Source organism: Gracilibacillus massiliensis (genome assembly GCF_001458115.1).
GTDB lineage: Bacteria > Bacillota > Bacilli > Bacillales > Amphibacillaceae > Gracilibacillus > Gracilibacillus massiliensis.
Map to the genome: position 1 here is coordinate 248586 of NZ_CZRP01000012.1, position 14514 is coordinate 263099.

Sequence of the window (14514 nt, forward strand, 5' to 3'; positions counted from 1 at the left end):
CTGTATCATAGAAGAAGATGCGATTTCATTCTTTTTGCTTCACACTATCTTGATTAACGATAAAGAATAAGCTATCATGAATACGAACGTATGATTGTAAAAATTTATAGAATTGGTTCAAAGAGGAGAAAATGATATGATTGCATATATACAAGGAGAAGTAGCGGAAATTACCGATCAAGCTGTTATATTAGATGTAAATGGGCTAGGTTATGAGGTGATATGTCCTAATCCGTATCGTTTTCAAGCAGATGTAGGTCAAAAACAAAAAATATTTACCTATCATTACGTAAGAGAAGATGCACAAATATTGTACGGATTTCAAACCCAAGATGAAAAATCGCTTTTTTCCAAAATATTAAATGTATCTGGAATTGGTCCAAAAGGTGCACTTGCAGTACTAGCGACCACATCTGTACAAGATTTTGTTGTAGCGATCGAACAAGAAGATGAAAAGTTTTTAACCAGTTTTCCAGGGGTGGGCAAGAAGACAGCACGGCAGATGATTTTAGACTTAAAAGGAAAATTACCTTTTGAGTATCCTGCAGACAATTTATTCACAGAAACCAAGAATCAACCAAATGATAACCATGCATTATTAGAAGCTGTCGAGGCTTTAAAAGCACTTGGTTATTCGGACAAAGAAATCACCCAGGTTAAACCTGCTTTAGCAAATGAACAAAGTGATGCAGCAGATACATATATAAGAAAAGGTTTATCTTTATTAATGAAGTAAAAGAGGAAGGAGCTTCATGATGGAAGAGCGGATCATATCGCAAGAGACACTTGAAGAAGATTTGTCTGAAGAGCTCAGTCTCCGTCCACAATTATTAAAGCAGTATATTGGGCAACATAAAGCAAAGGAAAACTTATCGATCTTTATTGAGGCAGCCAAAATGCGTAACGAAGCATTGGATCACGTCCTTTTATATGGTCCACCAGGACTCGGGAAGACGACAATGGCACAAATTATCGCCAATGAAATGGGGGTTCAGTTTAAACAAACCTCCGGACCTGCCATCGAACGATCGGGTGATTTAGCAGCTATTTTATCTTCATTGGAAGTCGGTGATGTGCTTTTTATTGATGAAATTCATCGTTTACCTAGAGCTGTGGAAGAGATTCTCTATCCAGCAATGGAGGATTTTTGCCTTGATATTGTAATCGGACAAGGGCCTAGTGCTCGTTCGGTTCAATTGGATCTTCCGCCGTTTACATTAGTAGGTGCGACGACAAGAGCAGGATTATTGTCTGCTCCATTACGAGATCGTTTTGGTGTATTAAGTCGATTAGAGTTTTATGAAGTTGTAGATTTGTGTGCGATTGTTGAGAGAACGGCAGATATTTTTCAAGTGGAGATTGATAAAACAGCAGCCCTGGAGGTCGCTAGAAGGTCACGGGGCACACCAAGAATTGCAAATCGTTTGTTAAAAAGAGTTCGAGACATTTCACAAGTAAAAGGTGAATCGTCTATTTCTATTGAAACAACACAAAAAGCATTACAAATGCTCCAAGTCGACCAAGAAGGATTAGACCATATCGACCATAAATTATTGTTAGCGATGATGGATGGTTTTAAGGGTGGGCCTGTTGGATTAGACACAATAGCTGCTTCAATCGGAGAAGAATCACAGACAATTGAAGATGTCTATGAGCCGTATTTATTACAACAAGGCTTTATCCAACGTACACCAAGAGGAAGGTTAGTTACACCGAAAGCATATGCTCATTTTGATCGGGAGGTGCCGCAGACTTGACGGATTTTGGCAAAATCTTTATCGTAATAGGAGTTGTCTTTATTATCGTGGGTCTTTTATGGGGTTTTATTGGGAAATTACCAGGTGACATCAGTTTCAAAAAAGGAAACGTCTCCTTCCACTTTCCAATCATGACCTCGATCATAGTGAGCATCATTTTAACATTAATATTCGCCCTAATCGGCCGTTTTAAATAAGCCCCGTATTCGTATTGAATTCCGTTGTAAAACTAAACTGTGAAGTAACTGTCGTTGAATTATTGGCAAAAGTATTTTGTTGAATGCTAATCCAGCGCTACGGAAAAACACTCCCTTTCCGGGGGCACGGCTGAAGCTAACTTGGCAAAGAAAACCACTTTACCAAGTGGATCTTCAGCTCGTGCTGTTCCCCCAGGAGTGTCGCATTTTTCCTCCGCTTTGTATAGAACTTTGTTCAAGTATGATGAAATATGCTGTGATATCAACATTTTAGCTGTTTCTAAATTTGCAGAACACTATTGAAGCGTAGTCCATTTACGTAGACTCCAGCGGGAACAGCGTCTTCCGAAGACCCCGCAGGCAGTGATTTTCTGCCGAGGAGGCTGAGGTGACGCCCGCGGAAAGCGAAGTAAATGGACGGAGCTTTTGCTCGCACTCATCAAACATTCAAAATTGTCAATAGTTCGCAGTTTGTGTCTACTATGATGTAGTATTATTGTTTACGAAGACGGTGGTAGAGTAGAAGGAGTAGAAAGATGGAGATTGAAGATTTTGATTTTGATTTGCCAGAGGAATTAATTGCACAAACGCCATTACAAGAAAGAGCAAGTTCTCGCTTAATGGTGCTGAATCGTGAAAACCGCACGATTTCACATCACCATTTTTACGATATATTGGACTTTCTAAACGCAGGAGATTGTCTAGTTTTAAATGATACCAAAGTATTACCTGCCCGACTCTATGGAGTCAAAGAAGAAACCGGAGCAAAAGTAGAAGTACTTTTACTCACACAAATCGAGAATGATGATTGGGAAGTCCTAGTAAAACCTGCAAAGAAAATTAAAATAGGAAGTAAAATAAGTTTTGGTGACGGACAACTTATCGCTACTTGTCTCGAGACTAAAGAACATGGTGGTAGAATCCTTCGCTTTGAATACCAAGGTATTTTTTATGAAGTATTGGATCAATTAGGTGAGATGCCCTTACCGCCGTATATTAAGGAGCAATTGGAAGAAAAAGATCGTTATCAGACGGTATTTGCAAAAGAACAAGGCTCGGCAGCGGCTCCGACAGCAGGTTTACATTTTACCGAAACATTATTGGAAAAAATTAAACAAAAAGGTGTAGGCATTGCTTTTATCACCTTGCATGTAGGTTTAGGAACCTTTCGCCCTGTTAGTGTTGATAATATTAAAGAACATGAAATGCATGCCGAATTTTATCAAATGACACAAGAAACTGCCGCTCAACTAAATGAAGTGAAAAAGAAAGGTAATCGAATCATTTCCGTTGGCACCACTTCAACGCGCACTTTAGAAACGATAGCTCGAGATACTGGAGGCGTTTTTGAAGAGAGAAATGGATGGACTGATATTTTTATTTATCCACCCTATCAGTTTAAGGCGATAGATGGTTTGATAACCAATTTCCATTTGCCTAAGTCTACCTTGATCATGCTTGTTAGTGCTTTAGCGGATCGTGATTTTATATTAGAAGCTTATCATCAAGCAGTGGATGAACGTTATCGATTTTTTAGTTTCGGTGACGCTATGCTGATTATTTAAGGAAGGGACATTAAACATGACAGCAATTAGATACGAACACATTAAAACGTGTAAACAAACAGGAGCCCGATTGGGGAAAGTACATACTCCTCATGGAACTTTTGATACACCAGCCTTTATGCCGGTTGGAACTTTGGCAACAGTAAAAACTATGAGTCCAGAAGAATTAAAAGAGATGGGTGCGAATATGATTTTAGCAAACACCTATCATTTATGGTTGCGCCCTGGTGAAGATATTGTCAAAGAAGCTGGAGGACTGCATAAGTTTATGAATTGGGATGGTGCAATTCTTACTGATTCTGGAGGTTTCCAAGTATTTAGTTTAAGTGATTTGCGTAAAATTGAAGAAGAAGGTGTTCATTTCAGGAATCATTTAAGTGGTGAGAAGCTCTTCCTATCGCCAGAAAAAGCGATGAATATTCAGAATGCATTGGGATCTGATATTATGATGGCTTTTGATGAATGTCCGCCTTACCCAGCTGAACACGACTATATGAAAAAATCCGTTGAAAGAACGAGTCGTTGGGCAGAACGGTGTTTAGAAGCACACGATCGCAAAGATGTTCAAGGCTTATTTGGTATTGTTCAAGGTGGCGAATATGAGGATTTACGTCGATTAAGTGCACAAGATTTAACATCGATGGATTTCCCAGGTTATGCAATTGGTGGACTTTCGGTAGGTGAACCAAAAGATGTGATGAATCGCGTCTTGGAGTTTACGACTCCATGGCTGCCGACAGACAAGCCACGTTATTTAATGGGTGTTGGTTCACCAGATTCATTGATTGACGGTGCTATTCGTGGAATTGACATGTTTGACTGTGTTTTGCCTACTCGTATCGCAAGAAATGGTACATGTATGACTTCAGAAGGTCGCCTGGTTGTACGAAATGCCAAATTTGCTCGTGATTTCTCACCGTTAGATCCAAACTGTGATTGTCATGTATGTCAAAATTACTCTAGAGCCTATATTCGACATCTTGTGAAAGCAAATGAAACGTTCGGGTTCAGACTTACTACTTATCATAATCTATATTTTCTGTTAAAATTAATGGAGCAAGTTCGTGAAGCGATTATGCAAGACCGACTTGGTGATTTTAAAGAGGCATTCTTTGAACAATATGGTTTCAACAAACCGAATGCGAAAAACTTTTAGAAAGGGGGGATTTTGATGGATATTATAGCTACTCTTGGACCACTCGTATTAATGGTTGTGATTTTTTATTTTCTATTAATTAGACCACAACAGAAGAAACAAAAGCAAGTCCGTCAAATGCAGTCAGAGCTGAAAAAAGGGGACAAGATTGTGACAATCGGTGGTTTCCATGGTACTGTACATGCAATTGATGAAGATTCAATCGTATTGATTGCAGGCGATGGTTCAAAACTTACATATGACCGTTCAGCGGTACGTGAAGTTACAGAACAAAGCTAATAACGTAAAAAATACCATGGCACACATGTATGCCGTGGTATTTTTTTGTCTGTTAGAAATGCATATAACCGCAATTATAAAGTAACTGGAAAAGTTTATCGCAACTCTTAAAAGATGTAATTGCTAATCAATACTCTCTTCCCCGTAAGATAAGTTAACCCCAATGATGGCTCCGATAATAGCTAATAAAAGATAGGCAATGTGATTAACTAATTCCACCACAGAAAACCCGAGATGTAGTCCCAGAAATCGGTAACAAAAAACGATAAACGTAAACAATAAACTAGTAATACTTCCAACTAAGATCCCTTTATGCTTCGCTTTTAATCCCGCAATTAACCCACCTGTAAATAATGCAATAAAACTAATAAATAATGTAGCCATTTCTAATGTAGACTCACCTAACGAAGAAAAACGCAGTAATAAAGTAAGAACCAGACTCGCTAGAAACATTACAACAACGACTCCAATCCAGCCATATAATACGCTCACTAATGTTTTCAACATGAATCACCCCCATAATTTGATAAAACTCCTCTTTCATTATGTATGCATGTCCGAAAAAAAATAGAAGGATGGCTTTTCGAATAGTTCTAAAAAATTCGAATATAGATGATATTATAGCTTGTCAATCTATGTATCGGTCAGAGAGAGGGGACAATCCATGTCTGTAATCATTGCGATAGCTGTTTTTATCATTAGTTATATTTTTATAATGTCAGAAAAAATAAATCGAGCATTAGTTGCCCTTGCAGGTGGTGTATTGCTATTACTGACAGGTGTTTATGGTTGGGAGGATGCAATCACTTCATATATAGATTGGAATACGGTAGCTCTATTATTTGCCATGATGGTATTAGTTGCGATAACTAAAAAAACAGGAATTTTTAGTTATATTGCGATTGGTTTAGCTAAGTTAGTGAAGGGAAAGCCAATTCCATTATTAATAGGTATTGGCTTTTTAACTGCATTAGGTTCGGCTTTACTTGATAATGTTACCACTGTTCTATTATTTGTCCCGGTTATTCTTACGTTAACAAATATATTGAAATTACCAGCTTTACCATATCTTATTACCATTATTATTATGGCGAATATAGGTGGGACTGCAACATTAATCGGAGATCCACCGAACATTATGATCGGTCAAGCTGTCTCACATTTAACATTTCTATCTTTTCTACAACATACTGCACCTATAGCATTTATTTTATTTGTTTTAGTCACATTCATTTTAACTATTGTTTTTAGGAAGCAATTAAAAACAATAGATGAAAGAAATATAAAAGAGTTAATGAAAATGAACGAATCAAATTATATCATAAAATCCCCTTTATTATATCAATCCATATCTATTTTAATGTTAACAATTGTCGGTTTTCTGTTGCATCCGGTCTTTCATATTGATTTAACGATTATTGCGCTATCTGGTGCCATTTTATTATTGATTATCAGTGAAAAGGAGGTTGAAGCAGAGAAAGTTTTTGAACAAGTGGAATGGGTTACATTATTTTTCTTTATTGGGTTATTTATGCTTGTGGGTGGTTTGGAAGAAGTAGGTGTGATCGATGAATTAGCTCGATCGATTATGTGGTTAACTGAAGGCGATATGACCTATACAGCACTTTTATTGCTATGGGTCTCAGGTATTTTTTCAGGAATTATTGACAATATTCCATTTGTGGCAGCAATGATCCCTGTTATTAAAGAATTTGAATCCTATGGAATGGCAAATTTAGATCCTTTATGGTGGTCACTTGCTCTTGGTGCTTGTTTAGGTGGAAATGGTACGTTAATTGGTGCCTCTGCAAATGTAGTAGTGGCTGGGCTAGCGGATGCTCAGAATAAACCGATAGCTTTTCTGAAATTTATGCTCTATGGTGTACCAATTGTCATCTTATCATTAGTTATTGCGACTATTTATATTTATTTTCGTTACTTATTACCGTTTCAACAACCGTTGTAAGCATATTCGATCGGTCAATGGGAAAACTAGCTATATCGCTTATTGAAGGATGTGGTTAGTTTGGCAATAGATGAAATGTTGATGCTGATTTTTCGAACGTTTTTTTATTATGTGATCGTTGTGATTATTTTTCGATTAATGGGAAAACGTGAAGTTGGTGAATTAAGTTTATTAGATATCGTTGTTTACATAATGATTGCCGAAATTGCTGTCTTAACGATAGAAGACTTAGATATATTTTTTGGTTATGGACTGATTCCAATGATTGTTTTACTACTTATACAACGACTCACGGCATGGATTTCACTGAAAAGCCCACTTTTTCGTACTTGGTTTGAAGGAAAACCATCTATCATAATTGCTCAAGGAAAAATTGATGAATATCAAATGAAAAAGAATCGGTTTAATTTTGACGACCTTCTCCAGCAACTTCGAGAGAATGGCACCGAGAGTATTAAAGATGTCTCTTATGCTATTTTGGAACCCTCAGGAAAATTATCCATTATTGAGAGAGTAAATCAATCTAAGATACAAGGGAAAATTAATGGACTAGTGTTACCGTTGGTCGTAGATGGTAGGGTGCAAGACAAAGCTTTAACTGAATTGGGTGAAAGTGAAGCATGGTTACTCGCAGAATTAAAAAAACGTGGCTATGACAAAATTAATGAAGTTTCATTCTGTTCCATCGATGTCAACGATGAATGGTATGTTGATAAAAAGAATGAAAAGTGAAGAAGCATATAAGAGTTATCTATATTGAAATCCGAACCATTCGGATTTTTTTGTTTCATAAAAGAAGGACAATGCGACATAACTTGGTGGTAATTATGATATTTTAGAACTGCGTAACAACCGCTCCGGCTTGTCCGTTTCCCTCGTATGATATAGGTAACCTTAATTTTAAGGTATCTCCATTACATTGTATAATGGAGGTAATCAGATGGAGGTATCGTTTCTTCCCTTGAAGCATTGTCTTCGTCGGAAAGTCTGATGCCTCCCTCTTTATAGAATGGTTCGTATCAGCTGGATGACACAAATGTTGTCGAATATCGAACGAGGATGGATATCTATAAAGAAGTGGAGGGTTCCTCTTTTCTGATTAATCTATCATATAGGTGGTGTTTACATGTACTATTTAGGAATTGACATTGCTAAAAAAGAACACGAAGCTGGGTTGATCGACCAGCAAGGGAAATCAATAGGAAAAACCCTACTTATTTCGACTGCAAAACCTGGCAGTGACAAGTTGTTAACCTTTATAAACAAGCATCAACTCACTCCTGATAACTGTGTTTGTGGGTTAGAAGCAACCGGACATTATTGGATTTCTGTGTTCACTTTTCTTTCCCAGCTTGGTTTTAAGGTAACGGCCTTCAATCCTTTACAATCGGACGCTTTACGAAACTTTTATATACGAAAGACAAAAACAGATACTCGTGATGCTTTTCTCATTGCACAAGTTATTCGTATCGATGCACCAGAAGCAACCCCTTTTCTTGAAGAAGAGTTGCTTCAGATTAGGCATTTGGAAAGATTGCGTTATTCCCTGGTAGATCAAAGTTCTGATATCAAACGAAAGGTCATCACTCTTCTTGATCAGATTTTCCCAGAATATGAGGATCTGTTTTCTGAAGTGTTCGGTGCATCTTCCTCTGAATTACTTTTTCATTATCCAATGCCAGAAGACATACAAAGCATTGACACAGACAGCTTGGCAACATTTTTAAATGAGGCCAGTAACCGAGCATATGGTAAAAAAAGAGCACGCAAAAAAGCGACACAGATAAAAGAATCAGCAGCAGAAAGCTTTGGTATTACAATGGGCACAGATTCTTTTCGAACACAAATCCATCTCTTACTTGAACAACTTTCTTTACTAGATCGTCAAATCCAACAAATTGACGAAAAACTGTCCACTCTCATCCAACAACAAGCAACTTATTTACCAACTATAAATGGCATTGGAGATGTTACAACTGCGGTTATCATAGGTGAAATTGGCTCGATAAAACGTTTTGATCGACCAGCACAATTAGTTGCCTTTGCAGGGCTAGATCCTGCGGTGAAACAATCTGGTAAATTTAACGCCACTGAAGTGCATATCTCCAAAAGAGGTTCTCCTTATCTGAGAAGGGCTATTTGGGGAGCAGCTTTTTCAGCAAGTCAGTGTGATCCGGCATTATCACAGTTTTACAATAAATTAAGAGATAATGGAAAAGGGCATTATGTAGCTGTTGGAGCAGTAGCTAGAAAGCTAACACATATTATTTTTGCCATATTACGAGACAACAAACCATATGAACCACATATGAAATAAGCAATACCGAACATACTTTCCTTTTAAAACACCTCTCCAAGGAGGTGTATTTTCGCATGCCTTTTTTTAGACAAAAAATCATTTGAAACATTAAGGTTTTTAGGGTTGACTTTCCATAGCTGGTCTTTCCACGGGTTTTTCTCCTCAGCTAACTTTTTAAGCACAATTCGCTTAAAAAGTGGATCTTCGGATAAAAACTTCCCGCAGGAGTGAAAACGGACGCCTGCGCTTTTCTAAGCTCTACAACTAAAGCAAGAAGATACATTTTTGCTTTAATCACTATCTTTTGTGGTAATTATTTGTAGAAATAATCGAAAATATTAGCATTTGCAAGAATTGTAGAATCACATTGAGCGTAGGCGGCCACTCCAACTCCTATGGGACTCGTTTTTCCTGAAGATCCACTTTTCCATGCGGTTTTTGCTTGGAAAAGTTAGCTGAAGGAAAAAACCCATGGAAAGGGGAGTGGCCAAGCCGAAGCGGTTACTATGCACATATATCATATCAAAATTACTACATATCTTATTGCACACTTTCCTTCTTTTGTTCATTATTAAATCGAAGCGTGATTTGTTATGTGAATAGTGTTTCTCAGCTTCGATTTTTTCGTAGTTGTTGGAGTTCATCTTTGCTAATGAATTGTAGGCTGAAAAGAAAGATAATATATCCAACAAATAATAGGACAAGTAGGAGAACAAAGGTAAAAATATCGGAAATTTGAAATGAAAAAATTTCAATTAATAAAACTCCAAGCCAAAATGTTAAAGCAATTAATAAAACCATTTTAACAACCATTTTCAAAGGAATATAAAAGTGAATCGTCCGGTATAACGTTATTAAATGAAAAAAAGTTCCAATCATGACACCAACACACATTGCAATTGCAGCACCATAGATACCGATCTGTGGATTCGTCGCTAAGCTAATTAAAATCGTAAACTTAATCATGGTTGCACCAATATTATTCCACATCGCCTGTTTCGCTAAATCCAGAGCTTGTAGTGTTGCATTTAATGGAAATTGAATATACATAAACAGAAAGCAAGGTGCCATGATTTTAAGAAAAAGACTAGCACTGGTAGTACCGTACATATATTGCAAGATACTGTCAGCAAAAAGTGTAAGTAATACTGTGGCGATAGCTCCAGAAGCGAAAGAAAGCCTAATTGCTTGATGAATGCGATAATGAATTAACTTATTATGCTGATTGGCCTCCGCTTCACTAATATTTGGTACTAATGCAACAGCGAGAGAATGCGTTATGAAGGTAGGTAAAAATAACAAAGGCAGCGCATAACCAGTCAAAGCACCATATTGCTTAGTAGCGACAGCAGCTTGAAACCCTGCTAAAGCAAGACTTTGGGCAACTAAAATGGGTTCTAAAAAATTGGATATTGAATTAACAAGACGACTAGCTGTACTTGGAATCGCAATCGAGAAAAGTTGATGTAATGTTTCTTTGCCACTTATGAGATAATTCCACACATTTTTTCTTATTTTAATCCGTTTTTTGATTTGAAACATTCGTAGCATAAATAATAACGAAACAGCTTCACCGATTATAACGGCAACCATAGCACCAGCTGCAGCAAATTCTATTCCATAGGGAGCTAACCAACTCACGAGTACTAAAATAAAGCCAATTCGAACAACCTGTTCAATCACTTGAGCATAACTTTGTGGCTTCATATTTTGCCTTCCTTGGAAGTAACCACGAATAACAGATCCGACAGCACTAATCGGGATGATCGGAATGATCGCCATCATAGGATAGAGTACACGAGAATCTGTTAATAAATAATTTGCGATATAAGGGATGATTAAAAACATTAAAACGGAAGAAAGCATACTAAGACTGATGGTGATCGATAACGAGATAATTAGAATTTGTTTGATCTTTTTAGTGTCTTTTTTTGCATCGGCTTCTGCTACTCGTTTAGCAATCGCGATTGGTAGTCCGATTTGAGAAATAGTATACATTAAAAATAGTGTAGGCAATGCCATATTATAAAGTCCGATACCTTCCTCGCCCATTAATCGTGCGACAACAATTCTATTAATAAATCCTAAGAAACGAGTAATCATTCCTGCGATAATTAAAATAATTGTCCCTTTCAAAAAATTTTGTTTGGTCACTTTACTCGACCTACCTTCTCAAATGGAAAATTTTCATATACAATGAAGTATATGCATGATAAGAGGACAAGCATGACAAATTCAGATAGATTTTTAATAGGAGATGGAGGAAACTACCATGACAACAAAAAAAGCTGTGTCACTTTGGAAGCGTGAATTGCAAAGTGTTTTGGATAGTAAGGTTAGTGAGTTTCAACTTTTAGAATATTCAAAAGCAACTTCAGATGATATCTGGAATTGTCTGGTCAAAAAAGTTTGGAAAGGTGATCCTGAAAAAGCGTTACATGAGGTTGTTCAGGATATTTTTCATTTACCATCTAATTTATATATGATGTATTTAACACAAGAATCATGGCAAGATAATAATTTACAAGAATCTTTAGATGCATTGTTAGGAAAGAAGTAAAAGTACTAAGTTTACTTGTCTAATAAATGATTTTTATAGTATTATTAGTGTGTTGTGAAATTCTAGGGAGGCTTTACATATGGTGAAAAGAGGAAGGATCGTTGCTTTTTTTCTTATTGTTCTCATTTTAGGAGCAACGATAGGGACAACCTATTCTGAAGTAGCAAGTAAAATTAAATTAGGTTTAGATTTACAAGGTGGATTTGAGGTTTTATATGATGTCAAACCATTAGATGACGAACAAGAAGTGGATACAAGCGTTCTTGAGGCCACAGTTGAAAATCTAGAACGACGTGTAAATGCTATTGGTATTAGTGAACCAAGTTTCAATATAGAGGAACCCGATCGAATCCGTGTTCAACTTGCAGGTGTGGAAGATCAAGATGAAGCTCGCGAGATGTTAGCTACTACCGCTGAATTATCGTTCCGTGATGTGAATGGTAAAAAGTATTTGGATGGTTCAGATATAAAGGAAGGTAGTGCGACTCAAGATTTTCATCCAGATACAAATCAGCCAATTGTAAGCTTGCAATTTAAAGACGCAGACCGATTCGGTGAAACTACAAAAGAAATTTATGAAAATCCTGACTTGCCGAACCAAGTTGTGATTTGGATGGACTATGAAGAAGGTGATACATACGAAGAAGAAATGAATAAAGAAGACTCTAAGGTGATTTCGGCACCAACTTTTAGAAATGTTTTAAATACAACAGATATTATGATAGAAGGTAATTTCACGATTGAATCTGCTGATCAACTTGCAGATCTTTTAAACGCCGGTTCTTTACCAGTTGAATTAGAAGAAGAGTATTCTACTTCTGTTGGTGCACAGTTTGGCCAACAAGCTTTAGATAAAACGGTATTTGCCGGTATTTTAGGCGTATTATTAATTTTTATTTATATGATTTTTTATTATCGATTCCCAGGGGTTATTGCGGCAATCACATTAAGTATTTATGTCTATTTAGTGCTATTAGTTTTCCAATTAATGAATGGTGTACTAACATTACCTGGTATTGCTGCGCTTGTACTAGGGGTTGGTATGGCGGTTGATGCCAACATTATTACTTATGAACGGATTAAAGAAGAATTAAAAGAGGGTAAATCAATTAAAGCAGCCTTTAAAGCAGGTAATAAGCATTCATTGTCCACAATATTTGATGCTAATATTACAACAATGATTGCAGCTGCTGTATTATTTATATTTGGTACAAGTTCTGTAAAAGGTTTTGCAACATTGTTATTGGTAAGTATTGTATTAAGTTTTGTGACAGCAGTGTTTGGTTCAAGATTATTCCTGAGTTTTTGGGTCAACAGTAACTTTTTAAATAAGCGACCAGGCTGGTTTGATGTAAAGCAAGATCAAATTCTAGATAAAAATAGTAAAGAAGAAGTGCAACCTACTTTCTTGGGACGACAATTTGATTTTGTCAAACACCGTAAGAAATTTTTCCGTATTTCCATGGCCTTAGTAGTCTTGGGGATTGCATGTCTAGCAATCTTTAGGTTGAATTTAGGCATAGATTTCACTGCAGGATCTCGTGTCGAAATATTGGCTGATCAATCCTTAACTGCTGAGGAAATAGAAGAGGGACTACAAACACTAGATTTAGAAGCAAGTGCACCAATCGTATTATCAGGTGACGATCAAAACATTGCGGTGGCTCGTTTCTCTTCTGAGCTATCACAAGAAAAGGTCTCTGAGGTTCGTAGCTTCTTTGAAGAAAAATATGGCAGTGCACCAACCGTTAATACAGTGTCTTCTGTAGTTGGTGAAGAATTAGCCAAGAATGCGGTGTTAGCTGTTTTATATGCTTCAATCGGCATTATCATCTATGTCACAATCCGATTCGAATTCTATTCAGCTTTAACTGCAATCTTAGCCTTATTACATGATGCATTTTTCATTATTGCTTTGTTCAGTATTACAAGACTCGAATTTGATATTACGATTATAGCGGCAATATTAACCATTGTCGGTTATTCAATCAATGATACGATTGTAACGTTTGATCGGATTAGAGAAAATTTAAAGAAGAAGAAACGTGTTAAATCGTTTGCTGAATTAGCTAAAATCATTAACCATAGTTTAATGCAGACGTTAGCAAGAAGTATCAATACCGTCTTAACGGTTGTTTTTGCTGCTGTGATGTTACTAGTATTTGGTGCTTCGGCGATTACTAACTTCTCGTTTGCCTTAGTTGTTGGCTTAATCGCAGGTACTTACTCTTCCTTATTTATTGCAGCGCAAGTTTGGTTAGTATGGAGAGGGAAGTCAATCAAGGAAAAACCAATCGAATATACAGAGAAAAAATACAACGACGGCCCACAAGTATAATCCAAAAAGCAGAGCATATCCAAAATGCTCTGCTTTTTAATTTAGCGTATAAAAACTATACATCGAAGTACCTGTTACTGCTCACTTTGAAATTTTGATGAGTGGAATGCAAAAGCTCCGTCCATTTACTTCGCTTTCCGCGGGCACGGCCTCAGCTTCCTCAGAAAAGCAAAGTGCGCTTTTCCTGCGGGATCTTCAGCTCGCGCTATTCCCGCTGGAGTCTTCGTAAATGGACTACGCTTAAGTAGAGTTCAACAAAGTAAGTAACAGCTAAAATATTAACATCAAAGGTTATTTCATAGTACTTGAACAGAAATCTGTACAAAGCGGAGGAAAAATGCGACACTCCTTGGGGAACAGCACGAGCTGAAGATCCACTTTGGGAAGTGGTCTTCTT

At 37.0% G+C, this 14514-nt stretch carries 13 protein-coding genes; 11 read left to right on the top strand and 2 right to left on the bottom strand.

Annotated elements, in window-relative coordinates:
• Nucleotides 1-136 precede the first annotated feature (136 nt).
• From ruvA to yajC, 6 genes are all read left to right on the top strand, one after another.
• A complete protein-coding gene (ruvA, locus tag BN3107_RS08825; protein WP_058307268.1) occupies nt 137-736 on the top strand; it encodes a Holliday junction branch migration protein RuvA in 600 nt (199 codons plus the stop codon).
• A 19-nt stretch (nt 737-755) separates the two neighbouring features.
• Complete coding sequence (ruvB, locus tag BN3107_RS08830; RefSeq protein WP_058307944.1) at nt 756-1757, top strand: Holliday junction branch migration DNA helicase RuvB; 1002 nt, start codon at nt 756-758, stop codon at nt 1755-1757.
• A complete protein-coding gene (locus tag BN3107_RS08835; protein ID WP_058307269.1) occupies nt 1754-1954 on the top strand; it encodes a DUF2905 domain-containing protein in 201 nt (66 codons plus the stop codon). Before ruvB ends, BN3107_RS08835 begins: the two co-directional genes overlap by 4 nt.
• A 536-nt stretch (nt 1955-2490) precedes the next feature.
• Nucleotides 2491-3519 carry a tRNA preQ1(34) S-adenosylmethionine ribosyltransferase-isomerase QueA gene (queA, locus tag BN3107_RS08845; protein WP_058307271.1) on the top strand — a complete coding sequence of 343 codons (1029 nt, stop codon included), beginning with the start codon at nt 2491-2493 and terminating at the stop codon, nt 3517-3519.
• A 16-nt stretch (nt 3520-3535) separates the two neighbouring features.
• Nucleotides 3536-4675 (top strand): tRNA guanosine(34) transglycosylase Tgt, encoded by a 1140-nt coding sequence (gene tgt / locus BN3107_RS08850; RefSeq protein ID WP_058307272.1) that lies wholly within the window; start codon nt 3536-3538, stop codon nt 4673-4675.
• Between the two features lie 15 nt (nt 4676-4690).
• Nucleotides 4691-4954 (top strand): preprotein translocase subunit YajC, encoded by a 264-nt coding sequence (gene yajC / locus BN3107_RS08855; RefSeq protein WP_058307273.1) that lies wholly within the window; start codon nt 4691-4693, stop codon nt 4952-4954.
• 123 nt (nt 4955-5077) lie between these two features.
• Here yajC and BN3107_RS08860 read toward each other — a convergent pair whose 3' ends face one another.
• Nucleotides 5078-5461: a TIGR04086 family membrane protein gene (locus tag BN3107_RS08860; RefSeq protein ID WP_077065085.1), complete on the bottom strand. Its 384-nt coding sequence runs from the start codon at nt 5459-5461 to the stop codon at nt 5078-5080.
• Between the two features lie 157 nt (nt 5462-5618).
• Between BN3107_RS08860 and BN3107_RS08865 the strand changes: the two genes are divergently transcribed.
• The 3 genes from BN3107_RS08865 to BN3107_RS08875 all read left to right on the top strand — a co-directional run bounded on the left by BN3107_RS08865 (nt 5619) and on the right by BN3107_RS08875 (nt 9237).
• Complete coding sequence (locus tag BN3107_RS08865) at nt 5619-6920, top strand: ArsB/NhaD family transporter (protein WP_058307274.1); 1302 nt, start codon at nt 5619-5621, stop codon at nt 6918-6920.
• A gap of 75 nt (nt 6921-6995) precedes the next feature.
• Nucleotides 6996-7652, top strand: a complete 657-nt coding sequence (locus BN3107_RS08870; RefSeq protein WP_187371028.1) for a DUF421 domain-containing protein — start codon at nt 6996-6998, stop codon at nt 7650-7652.
• Nucleotides 7653-8046: 394 nt separating this feature from the next.
• Entirely contained in the window at nt 8047-9237 is a 1191-nt protein-coding gene (locus BN3107_RS08875; RefSeq protein ID WP_058307275.1) for an IS110 family RNA-guided transposase, read from the top strand.
• A 591-nt stretch (nt 9238-9828) separates the two neighbouring features.
• Here the strand turns inward: BN3107_RS08875 and spoVB are convergent.
• A complete protein-coding gene (gene spoVB, locus BN3107_RS08880) occupies nt 9829-11373 on the bottom strand; it encodes a stage V sporulation protein B (protein ID WP_058307276.1) in 1545 nt (514 codons plus the stop codon).
• A gap of 118 nt (nt 11374-11491) precedes the next feature.
• Between spoVB and BN3107_RS08885 the strand changes: the two genes are divergently transcribed.
• Together BN3107_RS08885 and secDF are read left to right on the top strand one after the other, a co-directional pair.
• A complete protein-coding gene (locus BN3107_RS08885) occupies nt 11492-11779 on the top strand; it encodes a post-transcriptional regulator (protein WP_058307277.1) in 288 nt (95 codons plus the stop codon).
• A 79-nt stretch (nt 11780-11858) separates the two neighbouring features.
• Nucleotides 11859-14117, top strand: coding sequence for a protein translocase subunit SecDF (gene secDF / locus BN3107_RS08890; RefSeq protein ID WP_058307278.1), 2259 nt, complete (start codon nt 11859-11861; stop codon nt 14115-14117).
• Nucleotides 14118-14514 lie beyond the last annotated feature (397 nt).

Bases quoted from the DNA above. Each gene is read 5' to 3' on its own strand.
- ruvA (WP_058307268.1), top strand. From the start codon at position 137: ATGATTGCATATATACAAGGAGAAGTAGCGGAAATTACCGATCAAGCT.
- ruvB (WP_058307944.1), top strand. From the start codon at position 756: ATGGAAGAGCGGATCATATCGCAAGAGACACTTGAAGAAGATTTGTCT.
- queA (WP_058307271.1), top strand. From the start codon at position 2,491: ATGGAGATTGAAGATTTTGATTTTGATTTGCCAGAGGAATTAATTGCA.
- tgt (WP_058307272.1), top strand. From the start codon at position 3,536: ATGACAGCAATTAGATACGAACACATTAAAACGTGTAAACAAACAGGA.
- yajC (WP_058307273.1), top strand. From the start codon at position 4,691: ATGGATATTATAGCTACTCTTGGACCACTCGTATTAATGGTTGTGATT.
- BN3107_RS08860 (WP_077065085.1), bottom strand. From the start codon at position 5,461: ATGTTGAAAACATTAGTGAGCGTATTATATGGCTGGATTGGAGTCGTT.
- BN3107_RS08865 (WP_058307274.1), top strand. From the start codon at position 5,619: ATGTCTGTAATCATTGCGATAGCTGTTTTTATCATTAGTTATATTTTT.
- BN3107_RS08870 (WP_187371028.1), top strand. From the start codon at position 6,996: ATGTTGATGCTGATTTTTCGAACGTTTTTTTATTATGTGATCGTTGTG.
- BN3107_RS08875 (WP_058307275.1), top strand. From the start codon at position 8,047: ATGTACTATTTAGGAATTGACATTGCTAAAAAAGAACACGAAGCTGGG.
- BN3107_RS08885 (WP_058307277.1), top strand. From the start codon at position 11,492: ATGACAACAAAAAAAGCTGTGTCACTTTGGAAGCGTGAATTGCAAAGT.
- secDF (WP_058307278.1), top strand. From the start codon at position 11,859: ATGGTGAAAAGAGGAAGGATCGTTGCTTTTTTTCTTATTGTTCTCATT.